This window comes from Mycolicibacter sinensis (assembly GCF_001673565.1).
Lineage (GTDB): Bacteria > Actinomycetota > Actinomycetes > Mycobacteriales > Mycobacteriaceae > Mycobacterium > Mycobacterium sinense_C.
In genome coordinates this window covers 25,544-46,536 of sequence record NZ_LZMF01000102.1, presented here as the reverse complement: position 1 = coordinate 46,536, position 20,993 = coordinate 25,544, and the positions used below count along the sequence as shown (strand labels likewise).

The following is a 20,993-nucleotide window of genomic DNA, read 5'->3' as shown; positions in this document are numbered from 1 at the left end:
GTTAGGCCGGCTGGATCACCAGCGGTAGTGCGCGAACGCCCGGTTCGCCTCGGCCATCTTGTGGGTGTCTTCCCGCCGCTTGACGGCGGCACCCAGGCCATTGCTGGCATCCAGGATCTCGTTGGCCAGGCGCTCGATCATGGTCTTCTCCCGGCGCGCCCGCGAGAAGCTCACCAGCCAGCGCAGCGCCAGCGTGGTGGAGCGCTCGGCACGCACCTCGACCGGAACCTGGTAGGTGGCGCCACCGACGCGGCGGCTGCGCACCTCGAGGGCCGGCTTGACGTTGTCCATCGCGCGCTTGAGCGTCACGACCGGGTCGGTGCCGGTCTTGTCCCGGGCCTGCTCCAAGGCGCCGTAGACGATGCGCTCAGCCAGCGACTTCTTGCCGTCCAACAGCACCTTGTTGACCAGCTGGGTGACCAGCTGCGACCCGTAAACCGGGTCGTTGACCAGCGGACGCTTGGGAGCGGGACCCTTGCGCGGCATCAGCTCTTCTCCTTCTTGGCGCCGTAGCGGCTGCGGGCCTGCTTGCGGTTCTTGACCCCCTGGGTGTCCAGCGAGCCGCGGATGATCTTGTAGCGCACACCCGGCAGGTCCTTCACCCGACCACCACGCACCAGCACCATCGAGTGCTCCTGCAGGTTGTGACCCTCACCCGGGATGTAGGCGGTCACCTCCACCTGGCTGGTCAGCTTGACGCGGGCCACCTTGCGAAGCGCCGAGTTCGGCTTCTTCGGGGTGGTGGTGTACACGCGGGTGCACACGCCACGACGCTGCGGGCTGCCCTTGAGGGCCGCGGTCTTGACCTTGGCGACCTTGTCGCGGCGGCCCTTGCGGACCAGCTGCTGAATGGTTGGCATCTACCGGCTTCCTGTATCGCTGTTCGAAACTCTGTAAATCCTGCGGTCTGTGCCCTTCCGCTACCCCGCGGTCGGGCGTGTCGCATGGGCCGCTGCGGATTCCTCCGCTGCATAATGGACATGCGAATTGGGCCAGGCGCGCGCGTTATGTCACCAAACGCGCCTCGGTGGCCAGGCACGAGCTACCACAATACCCGCCTGGACTCCGGCAGGTCAAAGCGCGTCGCCCCAGCCCTTTCGGGCCGCGCGGCCGCTACCCGGTTCGGCTCTCCATCGCCGACGCCAGCCGGCGCACCATGTCCGAGAAGATGGCGTCGGTGTCGACGTCATCCATCACTCCGGTCATCTCCAACAGCACGAATCCGTGCATCGCCGCCCAGAACTCCAGCGCCGCGTGAAACGCCCGATCACCGTCGAGCCCGTAGGACGACAGCACCTCGATCACCGGGGCGGCCGCGCGGGTGGCTGCGGCGGTGTACTCCGGGTCCTCCCCGCCCAGCGGCATCCGGGTGAACGCCGAATAGCGGCCCGGGTGGTGGTGGGCGTAGCTACGATAGGCCCCGGCCATCACCAGCACCGCGTCGTCGCGGGCACGGCCCTGGCCGACCTGGGTCAGCATCTCGAGAATGTCGTCGATGACCCGCATCCGCATCGCGCGGCGCAGGTCACCCAGGCTGTGCACGTGGTTGTACAGCGACGGGCCCTTGGTGCCCAGCTGGGTGGCCAGCGCATTGATGGTCAGCGCGTCCCAGCCCTCGCGGTCCAGGAAGTTCAGCGCGGCGTTGACGATGACCTCCCGGCTCAGCTTGACCGGGCGCGCCCCCGATTTGCCGTTGGCACGCGAGCGACCGCCCGCCGACGGCAGGTCTGGTCGAGCTGACATGGCGGTTGCCCTTCGTAGCAGTGCGTGCCGGACAGATCAGCAAAGAACTCTAATCCACCGATATGTAGGGGAACCCGCGTACGGCCGAGCCGGCGCGACGTAAGCTTTGCCGAAATCGCGTCCGGCGAGAGGGGCACGGGAGATGAAATGGAGCGCGCTGGGAGCTGCGCTGCTGACCTTTGCGGCCGCTCCGCTAGCCGGCGCCCCGGACGCACAGGCCGTGCCCGGCGACATCCACATCTACGGAGTGCATGAGACGCGCACGCTGGACTGCCAGGGCGGCACCCTGTTCATCAACGGGGTCAACATCACCGTGCATGCCTTCGGGGACTGCTGGGCGGTGACCATGCAGGGCTCGCAGAACACCGTCATCGCCGAGAACATCATCAACGACGTCACCGTCTACGGCTACGACCAGACTGTCTACTACAAGAATGGCGACCCTTTCCTGTTCGACCGCGGACGTGAGCTGGGGATGACCAACCGGCTCGCCCGCGTACCGGCGTGACCCCCGATCACCGCCGAAGCCACTGCTCGTTTCTCGGTGCTCTGCTGGTGGCGATCTGCGCCGGCGTGGCCGGTTGCGGCTCGGAGTCGCCTGAATCTGCCCGGGTCTCCAAGAGCTTTGACGAGACGATCAACTACCAATCGTTCGGGACGACGTCGGCGGTGGACTGCGCCGACGGCAAGTCGCTGACCGTGGCCGGATCCAACAACCGGCTGACGGTCCGGGGCCGCTGCGAAGCGGTGAACGTCGCGGGTGCCGACAACCGGATCACCGTAGAGCGGGTGGAGAAGTCGCTGACGGTCACCGGGCTCAACAACTCCATCACCTACCGCAGCGGCGAGCCGACGGTCGACGATCGCGGGTCGGGCAACACCATCGCCGATAAGCGCTAGGCTTTGGCGCCGGCCGCCGGTCAGGCTTTGGCGCCGTGCCGGCCGGCACCGCCGGCGAACCGGCCCGCCCCGTGCAGCGCCTCCTCGGCCACCCGCGACAGGCTGGCGAATTCCTGATCCATCGCGTGGGCTTCGGTCATCCCCCACTGTCGCAGCGCCGACAGCCGATCCGAGCGCAGGCAGCCCTGCGGCAGTTCGGCGAGTTCGCCGGCCAATTGCTCGGCCGCGGCGCGGGCCTGCCCGTTGGGCACCACTCGGTTGGCCAACCCGATCGCGTGCGCCTCATTGGCGTCCACGGCGCGGCCGGTGAGGATCATGTCCATGGCGCGGCTGTGGCCGATCAGCCGGGGCAACCGCACTGTGCCGCCGTCGATAAGCGGCACCCCCCAGCGCCGGCAGAACACCCCGAACACGGCATCGGCCTCGGCGACGCGCAGATCACACCACAGCGCCAACTCCAGGCCGCCGGCCACCGCATAGCCGCTCACCGCGGCGATCACCGGCTTGGACAGCGTCATTCGGGTCGGGCCCATCGGCCCCGGCCCGGTGCGGTGGGTCTGGTTGGCTTTCTCGGTGCCCAGGGCCTTGAGATCGGCTCCCGCACAGAAGGTTCCGTGATCCCCCCACAGCACCGCCACCGAGGCGGTGTCGTCGCGGTCGAAGTCGGCGAAGGCCTGATACAGCGCGGCCGCGGTCGGCCCGTCCACGGCGTTGCGGGCCTGCGGCCGGTTCAGGATCACCGTCGTCACCGCACCGCTGCGCTCCACCCGCACCGAGTCCGTCATGACGGCACCTCCATCGCTTGGTCCGCATCGCGCCGCGCCGCCACTTCGTCGACGAATTCCCGATAGCGACTGCGGATCCGATCGCCCGGCCAGTCCGGCGGCAGCAGTTCGGCCGGCAGCACCGGGTCGCGGCGCAGATGGCGGACCATGGCCGCGGCGACGGTGAAGCGGTCGGGCACGTCGGGAGCCTGAGCCATCGCGGTGAGCAGCTCGTTGCCGGTGTCCGCCCACCCGGCCAGATCCCACAGCTTGCCGGCCAGTTCGGCGGGCCGTTCGTCGCGCGCGGTGAGCAGCCGGGTATGGGAGGCCAGATCAGCGCCCAGCTCGGCGTCGATGTTGTCCGGCCGCATCCAAATCCCTTCGCGCAGTTCGGCGAACCGCCGCTCGGTGAGCCCGGAGCGCAAGGCGGCCCGGGTTCGCGCGTCGCAGCCGATGCTGGTGATCACCACCGCGAGCCAGTCGCCGCCCCAGTGCCGGGTGCGCGGATTCAGCGCCTCGTCCTGCCGACGCTGACGTTGCAGCAGACGGTCGGAGAGCCCGTAACCCTCAGTGGAGCGCACCAGCTCCCCGGCGGCGACCAGCCGGGTCAGCGCCACTCGCATCGCGGTTTCTTTGATGCCGAAACCTGCAGTGAGCCTGAGTAGTTCAGCTGAGGTGGCCGAAGCGGGGTGAGCGCCCAGCAGCACCGACAGCACCACCGAGCGGGCCGTCATGCGAACTGGGGTCTCAGCCATCTGACGCTTACACCCCGGATGCCTGTCGGCCGTAGTCGCCGAACGGCTCGTCGCGGTGCCGCACCGCCTCGCGGAAGCCGTGCGCGCCCGCATCGGCGACGAACGCGTGCCCCTCCGGGGTGTGCCGCGCCACCCCGTCGAAGACGGTGCTGACCATCCGGCTGGTGGCCACCCCCTGTTGCAGCAGCGCAGTATTGAGCGCCAGCTTGGCCATGATCAGCTGGTTGACCGGCATGGCGGCGATGCGGGCCACCAGGCGTTCGGTGCGCTCGTCGAGATCGGCCGGATCGGGGGCCTCGATCGCCAGACCCCATTCGGCGGCTTGCGCGCCGGTGATGCAATCCCCAGTCAGCAGAAGGCGTTTGGCGCGCTGGTCGCCGAGCCGGTGTGCCCACAGCCCGGCCGCCGGCACTCCCCATACCCGCATCGGCGGATAGCCGATCTTGGCGTCGGAGGCCGCGATCACCTGGTCGGCATGCAATGCGATGTCGGTACCACCGGCCACGCAGTAACCGTGGATCTTGACCACGGTCGGCTTGTCGGCATGCATCAGCGAGGCGAAGCCCCGGACGAACCGGCTCATCATCTGGTAGTCGACCATCGGGTCCCAGGGCTGGTCCGGGCGATGATTTGTCGCCTGGACCTTGCCGTCGAGCACGCTGCCGCGGTAGTTCTCGCCGCCCGGCGACGACGACCCCTCGGCGTAGGCACCCAGATCGAAGCCCGCGCAGAATCCCTCGCCGCGGCCGGACACGAGGATCACGTGCACATTCGGGTCCAGGTCGGCGCGCTCCACCAGGGCCGACAACTCCAGTGGGGTGTCGGCGGTGATCGCGTTGCCCTTTTCCGGGCGGTTGAAGGTGATCCGGGCGATGCGATCGGTGACCTCGTAGGTCATCGTGCGCAGATTGTCGAATTCGACCGGGGCAATATGGTGCCGCATATGTCGCCTTTTCTGACCGTTTACGACCCTTGGAGACCCCGTTACGACCCTTTGACGACAGCGCGCTCGAGGATCGGCCCAAGGTCCAGGCCCGCGGGAAGCGTACCGAACGCCCCGCCCCATTGCCCGCCGAATCGGGTGGCCAGAAACGCCTCGGCGACGGCCGGGTGACCGTGCCGCACCAGCAGCGCCCCCTGTAGTGCCAGGCAGATGTCCTCGGCGATCTTGCGGGCCCGGTACTGCGCCGCGTCCACGTCGGCGAGGTCGCCCAGCTGCGCCTTGAGGGCAGCGACGTGGGCGTCGAGCCGGACGTCTTGCCCGGCGCTGTCGGCCAGCTCGTCGAAGAGCACCGCCACCGAGTCGGGCTGGGTGGCCAAGGCCCGCAGCGTATCCAGCGCGCTGACGTTGCCCGAACCCTCCCAGATGCCCATCAGCGGCGCCTCCCGGTAGAGGCGCGGCATCAAGGTGTCCTCGATGTAGCCGTTGCCTCCCAGGCATTCCATCGCCTCGGCGGCGTGCGGGGTGGCGCGCTTGCACACCCAGTACTTGGTGGCCGCCAGCCCGATCCGGCGCAGCAGCCCCTCCCGGTCGTCACCCTGGACCGCCTTGTCGGTGGCGCCGGCCATCCGCATGGTCACCATGGTGGCCGCTTCGGCCTCCACCGCCAGGTCGGCCAGCACGTTGCGCATCAGAGGTTGGTCGATCAGGTAGGCGCCGAAGGCTTTTCGGTGCTGCGCGTGGTAGATGGCGCGGGCCAGCCCCATCCGCATGCTGGTGGCGCTGCCCAGCGCACAGTCCAGCCGGGTGAGGTTGACCATCTCGATGATGACCGAGACGCCGCGGCCCTCGTCGCCGACCAGCCACGCGGTGGCGCCGTCGTACTCGATCTCACTGGAGGCGTTGGCGTGGTTGCCGAGTTTGTCCTTGAGCCGCTGCAGCCGCATCCGGTTGCGGGTGCCATCCGGCAGCACCCGCGGCAGAAAGAAGCAACTCAGGCCACCGGGCGCCTGGGCCAGCACCAGGAACACGTCGCACATCGGCGCGGAGGTGAACCACTTGTGCCCGGTCAGCGTGTAGCTGCCATCAGCGTTGGGCACCGCCTGGGTGGTGCCGGCGCGCACATCGGAGCCGCCCTGCTTCTCGGTCATCGACATGCCCGCGGTGAGGCCCGCCTTGTCGGCCGGCACTTTCAGCTCGGGGTCATAGACCCGGCTGGTCAACAGCGGCTCGTAGGTTTTCGACAGTTCGTCGTTGTAGCGCAGGGCCGGGACGACCGCGTACGTCATCGAGATCGGGCACATGTGGCCCGGTTCGGCGGTCCACACCCCGGTCTGGGCGGCCCGCACCACGTGGGCGCCCGGCCGCGGGTCGGCCCACGGCGCGGCGTGCAGGCCGTGCTCGATCGCGGTGCGCATCAGCTCGTGATAGGCGGGGTCGTATTCCACTTCGTCGATGCGGTTGCCGACGACGTCGTGGGTGTGCAGGACCGGCCGGTTGCGATCGGCGAGCTCACCCCAGCGCTGGGTCTGCCGTGAGCCGGAGATGGCGCCGAGGCCGGTGACCTCGTCGACGCCCCACTGACCCCCCTCGCGGATCAGCGCCTCGAGGAGAACCGGCGATGAACCGGGGTTGTAGCCCTCCAGCGGAGGGACCTGGTTGGTGACGATATGCGTGTCGGCCATAGCGCAGTATTACAGTTTTCCGACGTACGCACAACGCATGTAACTGCACTTATGTTCGGAACAAAACGGCGGTCACGGCCCGAGGTCGGGAGGTTCCAGGCCGTGACCGCCGCGTCTATGGGCGCCGCGCTAGGGGCAGCTCATTTCCGCCGCAGCCGTTCAGTCATCGAAAACCCTCCCGGCGCAATGGACCTGCAAGCCGCCCTACTCGCGGAGCCATAGGAAATTAATAGCACACCACCAACCGCTTGTCATCTGCTTCACGGGAAAACAGACAGAACGGATTATTGGAGGCCGAATCGGGGAGGTGCGGTCTTCGTCAGTGGTCAGCCGGTTTGGGTCAGCCGAGGCGCTCTTTCAGGAACGCGATGTCGGCCTTGCGGCCCTCGTCTGCGGTCTCGCAGATGACCGGGGCGCCGGCGGCCTTGACCACGGCGACCAGCAGCTCGGGATCGATCTGGCCGGTACCGAAGTTGGCGTGCCGATCCCGGCCGGAGCCGGCGGCGTCCCGCGAGTCGTTGCAGTGCACCAGGTCGATGCGGCCGGTGATGCCCTTGATCCGCTCCACCGCGTCGGCCAGCTTCTCTCCGGCAGCCCAGGTGTGGCAGGTGTCCAGGCAGAACCCCACCCCGGTGTCGCCGATGTGGTCCCACAGCTTGGCGATGGTGTCGAAACGCCGGGCCATCGCATACTCGCCACCGGCGGTGTTCTCCAGATACACCGGCACCGTCGTCTCCAGCCGGTCCAGCGCCTTGCGCCAGCGGACGAACCCGGCCTCCGGATCGTCGTCGTCGGCGCTGACGTTTCCGCCGTGCACGATCACCGCGGCCGCGCCGATGTCGGCGGCGGCATCGCAGGTCTGCTGCAGGACGGTGCGCGAGGGGATGCGCACCCGGTTGTTCGGCGAGGCCACGTTGATCAGGTAGGGCGCGTGCACATAGATCGGCAGCGCGGCCTGTCGCAGGCGCTCGGCGTCGGCCCGCGGTTTGGGGGGCTTCCAGCTCTGCGGGTTGCCGAGAAAGATCTGCACCGTGTCGGCGCCGTCCGCCTCCGCGGCGGCCAACGGATCAGCAGGGCGCACATGGGAACCGATCAACACGCCGGTGAGCTTAGTTCGGCGACGATGCGGGCGAGGGACGAGCCGGCTGAGGAGCCGGACAATCAGGCTAGTTGCCAGGTGTGGGCCAGTCCCAGGTGTGCACCGGCTGGTTGGTGTGCATGTGTGCGCAGTAGCGCCGCAGCATCTCCGCCAGGGCGTCCGGCCGGCTCATCCCCTGCGCCTGCAACGCCCGCACCGTCGCCACCTGCCAGCTGGCACCGTTGCGCCCGGAGTCGACCCGGCTCTCGATGATGCCCAGGTACCGGTCGGAGACTTCGGCGGCTACCCCCCACTCGTCCAGGCCCTGCCGGGCCATCGGAAGCAGCTCGCGCCGGGTCAGCTCTGGCACGCTGACCTCGCCCAGCTCGGGCCAGTACAGCCGGGCGTCCAGGCCGTGGCGGGCGGCAGCACGGAAGTTGCTGTGGGCGACGGCAAAACGCATCTGGGTCCACAGCGGCCGTCGGTCACGGGCCATCCTGCGCAACAGGCCGTAGTAGAAGACCGCGTTGGCCAGCATGTCGGCAACGGTCGGTCCGGACGGCAGCACCCGGTTCTCCACGCGCAGGTGCGGCCGTCCGTCGACGACGTCATAGACCGGCCGGTTCCACCGGTACACCGTGCCGTTGTGCAGGCGCAGCTCGGCCAGCTGCGGCGTGCGGCCCTGCGCCAGCTCGGCGGCCGGATCCTCCTCGGAGACCTCCGGCAGCAGCGACGGGAAATACCGCACGTTCTCCTCGAACAGATCGAAGATCGAGGTGATCCACCGCTCACCGAACCACACCCGCGGCCGGACGCCCTGGTTCTTCAGCTCGTCGGGGCGGGTGTCGGTGGACTGGGCGAACAGCTCGACCCGGGTCTCCGCCCACAGCCGGTGGCCGAAGAAGTACGGCGAATTGGCGCCCAGGGCCAGCTGCGGGCCGGCCAGTACCTGCGCGGCGTTCCAGTGGTCGGCGAACTGAGCCGGCGACACCTGAAGGTGCAGTTGCACGCTGGTGCACGCCGATTCCGGTGCGATGGTCGCCGCCTGCAGGCTCAGCGGCTCCGGGCCGTCGATGTCGATGGCGAGGTCTTCTCCGCGCGCAGCGAAGATCGAATCGTTGAGCGCCGCATACCTGGCCGACTCGCTCATCCAGTCACCGGTCAGGTGCTCGGGCATCAGCGTGGGCAGAATGCCGATCATCACGATGCGTGCGCCGTCGGCGTGGGCCTTGACCTCCGCGGCATTGAGGCTGGCGCGCACCTCGGCCTCCAGCTCCAGCCCGAGGCGCCCCGGCAGCGGTCGCGGCGGGACGTTGAATTCGATGTTGAAGGCGCCCAACTCACGCTGGTAAGCCGGATCGTCGATCGCGGCGAGCACGTCGGAATTGGCCATCACGGGCCGGTAGTCACCGCCGACCAGGTTGGCCTCGATCTCCATGCCGGTCAACGGCTGGTCGTCGCAGTCGAAGCTGGACTGTGCCAGCATCGTCTCGAAAACATCGAGGCACTGTTGGATCTTGCGCCGGTAGAGCTGACGCTGGGTGCGACTGTAGTCGGTGCGCTTGACCTCGTCCCCCATGCCAACGATGCAACCTGCTCGGCGCGGTGCCCGCAACCCGAGTGCCCGGCCCCCCACCCGCGAGCAGACGCGAAAGCCCCCATTTCGGGGTCCAAATGGGGGCTTTCGCGTCTGCTCACCGGAAGGGATCACGCGGCCAGGCGCTGATTCAAGTGAGCATTGATACGCGCCACCAGCCGTAGCGGATCTCGGCGAACATCGTTGACCGTCATGGGAACCGAGAGCCAGCCGCACTCTTGTAATCGGGCGATCTTCAAACGGTCATGCAACAACGCTTTGGGGCCCATGTGCCAGTCGATGCTGTCGTACTCTGCCGCCAAACGCGCCTCCGGCCAGGCGAAATCGACACGCCAGCGGTCACCCCAGCGGTCGACGATCTCGTATTGCAACTCAGGCATGGGCATGCCGGCGTCGATGAACACCAGGCGGGCCTCACTCTCCATTTCCGACTCGGCACGCCCATCGATGTAGGTAGCCAATTCGCGGACTTTGATGATCTGCCGACGCCCTTTCTGCTCCGAGAGGACCTGGCGCAACTCCGGCGGCGTACACGCCCCGATGCGCACTGCGGTGTCGAGGGTCGCCAGCGCGCGGGGCCTCCACAATGTTCGCGCCACCTCGATCGCCGTCCACGCCGGCGCGGTGGCGAGTCGTCCCCCTACCGTCCGCAGCGGGGCGCCAAGGCGCTGATGCACCATCACGTCGGGTGTGGGGCGCAGGCGGATGCCGGGGTCCAGGACGTGCAACCGGGGGTCCGCGTCGGTGTCGAAGCCGTACAGGGCTGCTGCGGTGCCTAAGCAGGCGACGATTCGGGTGCCGGTGGCAAGGTCCAGCGCGGCGAGCCGACCGAACACGTCGGGCTGGGCAGCGGCATAGACACCGCGACGCAACCGCACCACCCGGCCCGCCCGCACATGACAGGCCAGGGCTTTGCGGCTGATCACGTCAAGGAGTTGCCCGGTGGTGGCCACACCGCCGTTGGCGGCGAAGATCTCGTCGATCGACATCGCCCGAGGGTGGCGGAGTCGTGGCCGACGGGAAAGTCACCCCTGTGTATAACCGGTCACCCCCGCCCAGCAGACGCGAAAGCCCCCATTTCGGCCTCAAAATGGGGGCTTTCGCGTCTGCTCGCGCAGAAAAACGCTACCGGTAGTCGCTGTAGCCGTAGTCGTCCAGCGGCACCGCGGCACCGGTGGCCGCACCGAAGTCCGGGCTGTAGTACTGATCCTCGTAGGACGGGATCGTGTACGCCGCGGCCCGGGCCTCCTCGGTCGGCTGCACCGCGATGTTGCGGTACCGGTTGATCCCGGTACCCGCCGGGATCAGCTTGCCGATGATCACGTTCTCCTTCAGACCCTGCAGCTTGTCGCTGCGGCAGTTGATCGCCGCATCGGTCAGCACGCGGGTGGTCTCCTGGAACGACGCCGCGCTCAGCCACGAGTCGGTGGCCAGCGACGCCTTGGTGATACCCATCAGCACCGGACGGCCAGCCGCGGGCTCCAGCCCCTCGGCCACCACCCGCCGGTTCGCGGTCTCGAACTCGGCCCGCTCGGTCAGCGAACCGGGCAGGAACTCCGTGGCGCCCGAGTCGATGATCGTGACCCGGCGCAGCATCTGCCGGACGATCACCTCGATGTGCTTGTCGTGGATCGACACACCCTGGGCCCGGTAGACCTGCTGGACCTCGTTGACCAGGTGGATCTGCACCTCACGCGGGCCCTGCACACGCAGCACCTCGTGCGGGTCGGCCGAACCCTCCATGAGCTGCTGGCCGACCTCGACGTGGTCGCCGTCGGACAGCAACCGCTCCGAGCCGTCCTCGTGCTTGAACACCCGCAGCCGCTGACGCTTGGGCAGCTTGTCGTAGACCACTTCCTCGCCACCGTCGTCCGGCACGATGGTGATCTTGTAGAACTTCTCGCCCTCTTCGAGCTGCACCCGTCCGGCGACGTCGGCGATCGGCGCCTTGCCGCGCGGGATCCGCGCCTCGAACAGCTCCTGCACCCGCGGCAGACCGCCGGTGATGTCCTCACCGACACCACCCTGGTGGAAGGTACGCATGGTCAGCTGGGTACCGGGCTCACCGATGGACTGGGCCGCGACGATGCCGACGGCCTCGCCGATGTCGACCAGCTTGCCGGTGGCCATCGACCGGCCGTAGCAGGTCGCACACACGCCGGTGCCGGTGGCACAGGTCAGCACCGAACGCACCTTCACGCTGGTGATGCCGGCAGCCAGCAGGGCCTCGATCGACGGGTCGCCGAGGTCGTGGCCGCGCTCGATGACGACCTTGCCCTTCGCATCGGCCGCATCGACGGCCAACGTGCGGGCGTAGGCGGAGGTTTCGATGAACGCGTTGCGGATCAACGATCCGTCGGCGGTCAACTCAGCCAGCTCCACCATGATGCCGCGCTCGGTGCCGCAGTCGTGCTCGCGCACGATCACGTCCTGCGACACGTCCACCAGACGACGGGTCAGGTAACCCGAGTCGGCGGTACGCAACGCGGTGTCCGCCAAGCCCTTTCGAGCACCGTGGGTGTTGATGAAGTACTCCAGCACCGTCAGGCCCTCACGGAAGGAGGACTTGATCGGCCGCGGGATGAACTCACCCTTGGGGTTGGTCACCAGGCCCTTCATGCCGGCCAGCGTCCGGGTCTGGGTGAAGTTACCCGTGGCACCGGAGTCGACGATGGTGATGATCGGGTTGTCCGACGGGTAGTGGTCACGCAGCGCCTGACCCACTTCCTCGGTGGCTTCCTTCCAGATCTCCACCAGCGCCTCGTTGCGCTCCTCGTGGTTGAGAGCGCCACGCTGGAACTGCTTTTCGACCTTGTCGGCGCGCTCCTCGTAGGAGTCCAGGATCTCCTTCTTGCGCGGCGGCACCAGCACGTCGGCCATCGAGACCGTGACCCCCGAACGGGTGGCCCAGTAGAAGCCGGCGTCCTTGAGCTTGTCCACGGTCTGGGCGACCACGATCATCGGGTAGCGCTCGGCCAGGTCGTTGATGATGACGGCCTGAACCTTCTTGTGCATCTGCTTGTTCACAAACGGATACCCGGTGGGCAGCAGCTCGTTGAACATCACCCGGCCCAGCGTGGTCTCGGCCATCCAGGCGTCGCCCGGCCGCCAGCCGTTGGCGCCGAACAGCTCGGTCTCGACCTCGGCCGGCGGCCGCAGCTGGTCCAGACGCACCTTGATCTTGGCCCGCACGGAAAGCGCACCGCGGTCGACGGCCATGATCGCCTCGGCCGGCGAGGAGTACACGCCGGACTCCGGGCGGTCCTTGGCGGCCGGGACGTATTCGCCTGCGTCACCTTCGATCTCGGTGGTCAGGTAGTACAGGCCGGTCACCATGTCCAGACGCGGCATGGCCAGCGGGCGACCCGAGGCCGGCGACAGGATGTTGTTGCTCGACAGCATCAGGATGCGGGCCTCGGCCTGCGCCTCGGCGCTCAGCGGCAGGTGCACCGCCATCTGGTCGCCGTCGAAGTCGGCGTTGAAGGCCTCACACACCAGCGGGTGCAGCTGGATGGCCTTGCCCTCCACCAGCTGCGGCTCGAAGGCCTGGATACCCAGGCGGTGCAGCGTGGGTGCCCGGTTGAGCAGCACCGGGTGCTCGGCGATGACCTCTTCGAGGACGTCCCACACCTGCGGGCGCTGCCGCTCCACCATCCGCTTGGCGCTCTTGATGTTCTGCGCGTGGTTCAGGTCGACCAGTCGCTTCATCACGAACGGCTTGAACAGCTCGAGTGCCATCAGCTTGGGCAGACCGCACTGGTGCAGCTTGAGCTGCGGACCGACCACGATGACCGAACGGCCCGAGTAGTCGACACGCTTGCCGAGCAGGTTCTGCCGGAACCGGCCCTGCTTGCCCTTGAGCAGATCGGAAAGCGACTTCAGCGGACGGTTGCCCGGGCCGGTGACCGGCCGGCCGCGACGGCCGTTGTCGAACAGCGCGTCGACGGACTCCTGCAGCATCCGCTTCTCGTTGTTGACGATGATCTCGGGCGCCCCGAGGTCGATCAGTCGCTTCAACCGGTTGTTGCGGTTGATGACCCGGCGGTACAGGTCGTTGAGGTCGGACGTGGCGAACCGGCCACCGTCGAGCTGCACCATCGGGCGCAGCTCCGGCGGGATCACCGGCACCGCGTCGAGCACCATGCCCATCGGGGAGTTGCCCGACTGCTGGAAGGCCGCCACCACCTTCAAACGCTTCAGGGCGCGAAGCTTCTTCTGCCCCTTGCCGTTCTTGATGGTGTCGCGCAGCGACTCGGCCTCGGCGTCGATGTCGAAGGTCTCGATCAGCTTCTGAATCGACTCGGCACCCATCGCACCGGTGAAGTACTCGCCGTAGCGGTCGACCAGCTCGCGGTAGACGGTCTCGTCGACGATCAGCTGCTTGGGAGCCAGCTTGACGAAGGTGTCCCAGATGTTGTCGAGCCGGTCCAGCTCACGCTGGGCCCGGTCGCGCAGCTGGCGCATCTCGCGCTCGCCGCCATCGCGAACCTTGCGCCGCACATCGGCTTTCGCACCCTCGGCCTCCAGCTCGGCCAGGTCGGCCTCCAGCTTCTGGGCGCGGGCCTCCAGGTCCGCGTCGCGCTGGTCCTCGACGCCCTTCTTCTCGACGACCATCTCGGCTTCCAGCGTGGACAGCTCGTTGTGGCGCATCTCGGTGTCGACCGCGGTGATGACGTAGGCCGCGAAGTAGATGATCTTCTCGAGGTCCTTGGGCGCCAGGTCGAGCAGGTAGCCCAACCGGGACGGCACGCCCTTGAAGTACCAGATGTGGGTGACCGGGGCGGCCAGTTCGATGTGGCCCATCCGCTCACGACGCACCTTGGCGCGAGTCACCTCGACGCCACAGCGCTCACAGATGATGCCCTTGAAGCGCACGCGCTTGTACTTGCCGCAGTAGCACTCCCAGTCGCGAGTCGGTCCGAAGATCTTCTCGCAGAACAGGCCGTCCTTCTCGGGCTTGAGCGTGCGGTAGTTGATCGTTTCCGGCTTCTTGACCTCACCGTAGGACCATTGCCGGATGTCCTCCGCGGTCGCCAGGCCGATGCGGAGCTCATCGAAGAAGTTGACGTCGAGCACGTAACTCCCTTTCCCCTTGCGGGTTTAGTAGCTAATAACTAAGCGAGGTCTTCCACCGAGGCGGATTCGTTGCGGGACAGGTTGATTCCCAGGTTGGCGGCTGCCCGCTCCAGGTCCTCGTCCTCGCCTTCGCGCAATTCGATCGCCGCGCCGTCCTTCGCCAGCACCTCGACGTTGAGGCACAGCGACTGCAGCTCTTTGAGCAGCACCTTGAACGACTCCGGGATACCCGGCTCGGGGATGTTCTCGCCCTTGACGATCGCCTCGTAGACCTTGACGCGGCCCACGGTGTCGTCGGACTTGATCGTCAGCAACTCCTGCAGCGTGTAGGCCGCACCGTAGGCCTGCATGGCCCAGCACTCCATCTCACCGAACCGCTGGCCACCGAACTGCGCCTTACCGCCCAGCGGCTGCTGGGTGATCATCGAGTACGGGCCGGTGGAGCGGGCGTGGATCTTGTCGTCCACCAGGTGGTGCAGCTTCATGATGTACATGTAGCCGACGGTCACCGGGTACGGGAACGGCTCACCGGAGCGGCCGTCGAACAGCCTCGCCTTGCCGTCGGCGTTGACCATGACCTCGCCGTCGCGGTTGGCCAGCGTCGAGGACAACAGACCCTGCAGCTCGTTCTCCTGCGCGCCGTCGAACACCGGGGTGGCGGTGCGGGTGTCCGGGCTGGCCGTGTACAGCTCCTCGGGGAGCTTGTCGGCCCAGTCCGGCACACCGGCAGCCACATCGATGTTCCAGCCGGTCTTGGCGATCCAGCCCAGGTGGGTCTCCAGGATCTGGCCGATGTTCATCCGTCGCGGCACACCGTGGGTGTTCAAGATGATGTCGACCGGGGTGCCGTCCGGCAGGAACGGCATGTCCTCGGCCGGCAGGATCTTGCCGATGACGCCCTTGTTGCCGTGGCGGCCGGCCAGCTTGTCACCGTCGGAGATCTTGCGCTTCTGCGCGACGTAGACGCGCACCAGCTCGTTGACCCCGGCGGGCAGCTCGTCGTCGTCCTCGCGGGAGAACACCCGGATGCCGATGACCTTGCCGGACTCGCCGTGCGGCACCTTCAGCGAGGTGTCGCGGACTTCACGGGCCTTCTCACCGAAGATCGCGCGCAGCAGCCGCTCCTCGGGCGTCAGCTCGGTCTCACCCTTGGGAGTGACCTTGCCGACCAGGATGTCGCCGTCGCGGACCTCGGCGCCGATGCGGACGATGCCGCGCTCGTCGAGGTCTGCCAGCACCTCATCGGAGACGTTGGGGATGTCCCGGGTGATCTCCTCGGCGCCCAGCTTGGTGTCGCGGGCGTCGATCTCGTGCTCCTCGATGTGAATCGAGGTCAGCGTGTCCTCCTCGACCAGCCTGTTGGACAGGATGATCGCGTCCTCGTAGTTGTGCCCCTCCCACGGCATGATCGCCACGAGCAGGTTCTTGCCCAGGGCCATCTCGCCGTTGTCGGTGCACGGGCCGTCCGCGATCACCTGGCCGACCTCAACCCGCTGGCCGGCGTCGACGATCGGACGCTGGTTGGCGCAGGTGCCGTGGTTGGACCGGTTGAACTTGCGCATCCGGTAGGTCTGCCGGGTGCCGTCATCGGCCATCACCGTGATGTAGTCGGCCGAGACCTCCTCGATGACGCCGGTCTTGTCGGCGACGATCACGTCACCGGCGTCGATCGCGGCGCGCAGCTCCATGCCGGTGCCCACCAGCGGCGCCTCGCTGCGCACCAGCGGAACCGCCTGACGCTGCATGTTGGCGCCCATCAGGGCACGGTTGGCGTCGTCGTGCTCGAGGAACGGAATCATGGCCGTGGCCACCGACACCATCTGGCGCGGCGAGACGTCCATGTAGTCGACCTCGGCCGACGACACGTACTCGACCTCGCCGCCCTTGCGGCGCACCAGAACTCGTTCCTCGGCGAACCGGCCGTCGTCCTCCAGCGGCGAGTTGGCCTGCGCCACGACGTGGCGGTCCTCCTCGTCGGCGGTCAGGTAGTGGATCTCGTCGCTGACGACACCGTCGACCACCTTGCGGTAGGGCGTCTCGATGAAGCCGAACGGGTTCACCCGCGCGTACACCGACAGCGACCCGATCAGACCGATGTTCGGGCCTTCCGGGGTCTCGATCGGACACATCCGGCCGTAGTGGCTCGGGTGCACGTCACGAACTTCCAGGCCGGCGCGCTCACGGGACAGACCACCGGGCCCCAGCGCCGACAGCCGGCGCTTGTGGGTCAGACCCGACAGCGGGTTGTTCTGGTCCATGAACTGGGAGAGCTGGCTGGTGCCGAAGAACTCCTTGATCGCGGCGACCACCGGGCGGATGTTGATCAGGGTCTGCGGCGTGATGGCCTCGACGTCCTGCGTGGTCATCCGCTCCCGGACCACGCGCTCCATCCGGGACAGCCCGACCCGGATCTGGTTCTGGATCAGCTCACCCACGGTGCGCAGCCGGCGGTTGCCGAAGTGGTCGATGTCGTCGACCTCGACGGGCACCTCGACGCCGCCGGGCACCGTCATGGTGCCCTGCTGGCCGTCCTGAGCGGCCTGGTGCAGGCGTACCAGGTACTCGATGGTGGCCACGATGTCCTCTTCGGTCAGCGTGGTCGGCGACGACTCGACGTCGGCGGGTGCGGCCGGCAGGCCCAGCTTCTTGTTGATCTTGTAGCGACCCACCCGGGCCAGGTCGTAGCGCTTCTCCTTGAAGAACAGGTTCTCCAGCAGGGTCTGCGCGGACTCCTTGGTGGGGGGCTCGCCCGGCCGCAGCTTGCGGTAGATGTCCAGCAACGCCTCGTCGGAGTTGGCGGCGTTGTCCTTCTCCAGCGTCGACATCATGATGTCGGAGAAGCCGAACCGCTCCCGGATCTGCTCGCTGGTCCAACCCAGCGCCTTGAGCAGCACGGTAACCGGCTGGCGGCGCTTGCGGTCGATACGAACGCCGACCAGGTCGCGCTTGTCGACGTCGAACTCCAGCCAGGCACCGCGGCCCGGGATCACCTTGACCGAGTGCAGCGTCTTCTCGGTGGACTTGTCGATGCTGGCGTCGAAGTACACGCCGGGCGAGCGCACCAACTGGGAGACGACGACACGCTCGGTGCCGTTGATGATGAAGGTGCCCTTCTCGGTCATCATCGGGAAGTCACCCATGAACACCGTCTGGCTCTTGATCTCACCGGTGTTGTTGTTGATGAACTCCGCGGTGACGAACAGCGGCGCGGCGTAGGTCATGTCCTTGTCGCGGCACTCCTCGACCGGCGCCTTGACCTCGTCGAACCGCGGGTCGGAGAACGACAGCGACATCGAGCCGGAGAAGTCCTCGATCGGCGAGAGTTCCTCGAGCACGTCTTCGAGGCCGCCCTTGGGCGTCGCGCCGGTCAGCTTGGCCACCTTTTCGCGCCATTCCGGAGCACCGATCAGCCACTGGAAGGAGTCGGTCTGCACGTCGAGCAGACCCGGAACCTCGAGCGGCTCGCGCAGCTTGGCGAAGGAGATCCGGTTGGGAGCTCCGGGCACGGAACTATTGGGGGAATTTTGGGTGGTAGTACCTGAAGCGTTCTTCTTGCTCTGGCGGGAGACTGCCAAGATGCATCCTTCCAGCACCTAATGCGGCCAGCGGGTCCCGGTTCTCACCAGACCCCGTTCGCTGCGGATATCGACCGTTGGTTCGGCTGGCGGACGCTCTGTCCGGTCTCACGCACAGCCAAACCACGACGTCACAAGCCCTAAACGAGCCAACGAACGCGACTCGGGCTGGTGCTGCGGGTTCGGGTGCGGGTAAGGGTGGGCAGGAGGAAGCCAGCGCAACGTCCAACAATAGCGCAGGCTGACGCAAACCTCAACCGCCGCGTCCCGGGACCCTATCGGTGCTGGCTGGCCTCCGCCGGAGCCCCGAGCACAAATGCTGGTGACCAGATTGGACCGTTTAGGTCCGTCCGTCAAGAGCTGACACGGTGCGGGTCGGCAGCCAGGGCCTCCGCCCTACTGGGTCCGGATCGACGCGGTGGGGGCCTCGTCGTCGGCCGGGTAGTCGCGCACCCCGTACTTGTGGGTGCCTTCGAGGTCGTCGCGGATGGCCGCCTGGGCGTTGGGGGGCAGGGTGTGCAGGATCTCGCGCACCCGGGCCTGACGGCGGGCCACCGCCTGACGCTCGGGCATCCCGGGGCTGGCGACGATCTGCGGCGGCACCCCTTCGACGTCGTCGACGCCCCCGTCGGCGTGCCCGGCGTCGATCGCGGCCTGCTCGGCGGCCGCGGTCGCCTGGTCCTTCTCCTCCGACATGCCGATCGGGCCGATCCGGCGGCCGTTGAGGAACTGCTTGACCGCCGGCTCCTCACTGGTCAGCAGCACCTCACGCGGACCGAACATCACCAACTTCTTGCGGTAGAGCATCCCGATGTTGTCCGGCACGGTACGCACCACGTTGATGTTGTGCGTCACGATCAAGATGGTGGCGTCGATCTGGGCGTTGATGTCGATCAGCAACTGGCTCAGATACGCGGTGCGGACCGGGTCCAGACCCGAGTCCGGCTCGTCGACCAGAATGATCTTCGGGTCCAGCACCAGCGCGCGGGCCAGGCCGGCGCGCTTGCGCATACCACCGGAGATCTCACCGGGGAACTTGTAGCCGTCGTTGGGCATACCGACCAGGTCGAGCTTCTCCATGACGATGTCACGGATCTCGCTCTCGGACTTCTTGGTGTGCTCACGCAGTGGGAAGGCGGTGTTGTCGTAGATGTTCATCGACCCGAACAGCGCGCCGTCCTGGAACAGCACCCCGAACAGCGTGCGGATCTCGTAGAGCTCCTTGGCCGAGCACTGCAGGATGTCGGTGCCGTCGATGACGATGGAACCGCGCTCGGGCCGCAGCAGCCCGATCAGCGACTTCAGGAAGACCGACTTGCCGGTACCCGAGGGCCCCAGCATGACGCTGACCTCTCCCTCCGGGATCGTCAATGAGACGTCTTCCCAGATCCGGGCTGATCCGAAGGACTTGGTCAAGCCCTCTACCTCGATGGCGACACCCATTAGTGAGGTCCTTCCGCAACTCTCGTCGTGCCACGTCTGCGCGTGTGGCTTGGGCCACTGTAGCGCACCGGTGCGCCCCGCAACGGCGGTCCGCCTCAGTGCGCCGATGTCCAGTTTCCGTGGAAGCCCATCGGCACCCGTTGCGGCAGGTGAACGGTGGCAACCGTCTCACAGCTGGCGGCGCCGAACATTAACTGCGGGTCGAGCGGCGCCGTGAAGCTCGATCCGCTTTTGTAGTCGTGCTTGTACGGGCGCGTGGACAGGTCAGCCCGGGTGGCGCCGTCCCTGGCCGCGGTGGGCAGCCCGACCTGAATAGCGCAGACCCCCGGGAGCCTGGCGGCTTCCGGGGGTCTGGGCGGAAAAAACTACTTGAGGGTGACCGTCGCGCCGGCAGCCTCGAGCTTGGCCTTGGCCTCCTCGGCGGCCTCCTTGGCGACCTTCTCCAGCAGCGGCTTGGGAGCGCCGTCGACCAGGTCCTTGGCCTCCTTGAGGCCCAGGCCCGAGACGACCTCGCGGACCACCTTGATCACGCCGATCTTCTTCTCGCCGGCCGACTCCAGGATGACGTCGAACTCGGACTGCTCCTCGGCGGCCTCGGCGGCGGCCGGGGCGGCACCGCCGGCGGCGGCCACGGCGACCGGAGCCGCAGCGGTGACGTCGAAGGTCTCCTCGAACTGCTTCACGAACTCCGACAGCTCCAGCAGGGTCATCTCTTTGAAGACGTCAAGCAGCTCTTCGGTGGAAATTTTGGCCATGGTTTCGGTCCTTTCTGATTCCGGTTAGGAAGTTGGGTTGGTTTGTGTCTGGTTATTCGGTGGCGTCGGCCGCAGCTTCGGCGGTCTCGGCCGGAGCCTCGGCGGCAGGAGCCTCGGCCTCGGCGGGAGCCTCGGCGGCCGGAGCCGCAGCTGCCTCGGCGGGCTTCTTCTCCTGCAGCGCCGCTGCCAGGCGAGCCATCTGCGACGCCGGAGCGGCGAACAGTCCGGCAGCCTTGGACAGGTTGGCCTTCATGGCACCGGCCATCTTGGCCAGCAGCACCTCGCGCGACTCCAGGTCGGCGATGCGCTCTACCTCGGCGACGGTCAGCGCGCGACCGTCCATGTAGCCGCCCTTGATGACCAGCGCCTTGTGGTCCTTGGCGAACTTCTTGATGGCCTTGGCCGCGTCGACCGGCTCACCCTGGACGAACGCGATCGCCGTCGGGCCCGCGAAGAGCTCGTCGAGCCCCTCCACGCCGGCCTCGGCCGCGGCCAGTTTGACCAGGGTGTTCTTCGCCACCGCGTAGGTTGCCGAGCCGCCGAGCGAACGCCGCAGCTCCGCCAGGTTCGCAACCGTCAGACCGCGGTACTCGGTGATCACGGTGGCGGTCGAGCCGTTGAACTGCTCGACGATGTCCGCGACGGCGGCGGTCTTGTCAGCCCGCGCCATGCATACCTCCTC

The 20,993-nt window shown here is 67.4% G+C and carries 17 protein-coding genes and 1 pseudogene; 2 read left to right on the top strand and 16 right to left on the bottom strand.

From position 1 onward, the window contains the following. Positions 1-15: 15 nt before the first annotated feature. The 3 genes from rpsG to A5648_RS15135 form a co-directional block, all read right to left on the bottom strand. Complete coding sequence (rpsG, locus tag A5648_RS15145) at positions 16-486, bottom strand: 30S ribosomal protein S7 (protein ID WP_024441009.1); 471 nt, start codon at positions 484-486, stop codon at positions 16-18. Next, positions 486-860, bottom strand: a complete 375-nt coding sequence (rpsL, locus tag A5648_RS15140; RefSeq protein ID WP_007767794.1) for a 30S ribosomal protein S12 — start codon at positions 858-860, stop codon at positions 486-488. Before rpsL ends, rpsG begins: the two co-directional genes overlap by 1 nt. 253 nt (positions 861-1,113) lie before the next feature. After that, positions 1,114-1,743 carry a TetR/AcrR family transcriptional regulator gene (locus A5648_RS15135; protein WP_065025333.1) on the bottom strand — a complete coding sequence of 210 codons (630 nt, stop codon included), beginning with the start codon at positions 1,741-1,743 and terminating at the stop codon, positions 1,114-1,116. A 142-nt stretch (positions 1,744-1,885) separates the two neighbouring features. Between A5648_RS15135 and A5648_RS15130 the strand changes: the two genes are divergently transcribed. Then, positions 1,886-2,251 (top strand): DUF3060 domain-containing protein, encoded by a 366-nt coding sequence (locus tag A5648_RS15130; protein ID WP_065025332.1) that lies wholly within the window; start codon positions 1,886-1,888, stop codon positions 2,249-2,251. Further along, positions 2,248-2,643 (top strand): DUF3060 domain-containing protein, encoded by a 396-nt coding sequence (locus A5648_RS15125; RefSeq protein ID WP_065025331.1) that lies wholly within the window; start codon positions 2,248-2,250, stop codon positions 2,641-2,643. Before A5648_RS15130 ends, A5648_RS15125 begins: the two co-directional genes overlap by 4 nt. A 20-nt stretch (positions 2,644-2,663) precedes the next feature. On the opposite strand, the gene A5648_RS15120 is transcribed toward A5648_RS15125, so the two are convergent. From A5648_RS15120 to rplJ, 13 genes and pseudogenes are all read right to left on the bottom strand, one after another. Continuing rightward, positions 2,664-3,428 (bottom strand): crotonase/enoyl-CoA hydratase family protein, encoded by a 765-nt coding sequence (locus A5648_RS15120; protein WP_065025330.1) that lies wholly within the window; start codon positions 3,426-3,428, stop codon positions 2,664-2,666. Next, positions 3,425-4,162: a PaaX family transcriptional regulator C-terminal domain-containing protein gene (locus tag A5648_RS15115; RefSeq protein ID WP_234787439.1), complete on the bottom strand. Its 738-nt coding sequence runs from the start codon at positions 4,160-4,162 to the stop codon at positions 3,425-3,427. Before A5648_RS15115 ends, A5648_RS15120 begins: the two co-directional genes overlap by 4 nt. Before the next feature lie 7 nt (positions 4,163-4,169). Beyond that, positions 4,170-5,105 (bottom strand): crotonase/enoyl-CoA hydratase family protein, encoded by a 936-nt coding sequence (locus A5648_RS15110; protein WP_065025328.1) that lies wholly within the window; start codon positions 5,103-5,105, stop codon positions 4,170-4,172. Positions 5,106-5,146: 41 nt separating this feature from the next. Next, on the bottom strand, positions 5,147-6,787 hold the full coding sequence (locus A5648_RS15105; protein ID WP_065025327.1) for an acyl-CoA dehydrogenase family protein: 1,641 nt from the start codon (positions 6,785-6,787) through the stop codon (positions 5,147-5,149). 340 nt (positions 6,788-7,127) lie between these two features. Further along, positions 7,128-7,886 carry a deoxyribonuclease IV gene (locus A5648_RS15100; RefSeq protein ID WP_065025326.1) on the bottom strand — a complete coding sequence of 253 codons (759 nt, stop codon included), beginning with the start codon at positions 7,884-7,886 and terminating at the stop codon, positions 7,128-7,130. 67 nt (positions 7,887-7,953) lie between these two features. Beyond that, on the bottom strand, positions 7,954-9,444 hold the full coding sequence (locus A5648_RS15095) for a glutamate--cysteine ligase (protein WP_065025325.1): 1,491 nt from the start codon (positions 9,442-9,444) through the stop codon (positions 7,954-7,956). 128 nt (positions 9,445-9,572) lie between these two features. Continuing rightward, the gene (locus A5648_RS15090) at positions 9,573-10,451 is read right to left on the bottom strand and encodes a type IV toxin-antitoxin system AbiEi family antitoxin domain-containing protein (RefSeq protein ID WP_065025324.1); all 879 of its coding nucleotides are present in this window, start codon (positions 10,449-10,451) and stop codon (positions 9,573-9,575) included. Positions 10,452-10,587: 136 nt separating this feature from the next. Then, on the bottom strand, positions 10,588-14,538 hold the full coding sequence (locus A5648_RS15085; RefSeq protein ID WP_065025323.1) for a DNA-directed RNA polymerase subunit beta': 3,951 nt from the start codon (positions 14,536-14,538) through the stop codon (positions 10,588-10,590). 38 nt (positions 14,539-14,576) lie between these two features. Beyond that, positions 14,577-18,131, bottom strand: a complete 3,555-nt coding sequence (locus A5648_RS15080) for a DNA-directed RNA polymerase subunit beta (RefSeq protein ID WP_109470803.1) — start codon at positions 18,129-18,131, stop codon at positions 14,577-14,579. Positions 18,132-18,509: 378 nt separating this feature from the next. Continuing rightward, entirely contained in the window at positions 18,510-19,556 is a 1,047-nt protein-coding gene (locus tag A5648_RS15075) for an ABC transporter ATP-binding protein (protein ID WP_065025321.1), read from the bottom strand. Positions 19,557-19,651: 95 nt separating this feature from the next. Further along, positions 19,652-19,828 (bottom strand): annotated as a pseudogene (locus A5648_RS23425) (carotenoid oxygenase family protein); the annotation flags it as partial. Between the two features lie 93 nt (positions 19,829-19,921). Then, a complete protein-coding gene (gene rplL, locus A5648_RS15070) occupies positions 19,922-20,311 on the bottom strand; it encodes a 50S ribosomal protein L7/L12 (RefSeq protein WP_064855594.1) in 390 nt (129 codons plus the stop codon). A 52-nt stretch (positions 20,312-20,363) separates the two neighbouring features. Continuing rightward, a complete protein-coding gene (gene rplJ / locus A5648_RS15065) occupies positions 20,364-20,981 on the bottom strand; it encodes a 50S ribosomal protein L10 (protein ID WP_065025320.1) in 618 nt (205 codons plus the stop codon). Positions 20,982-20,993 lie beyond the last annotated feature (12 nt).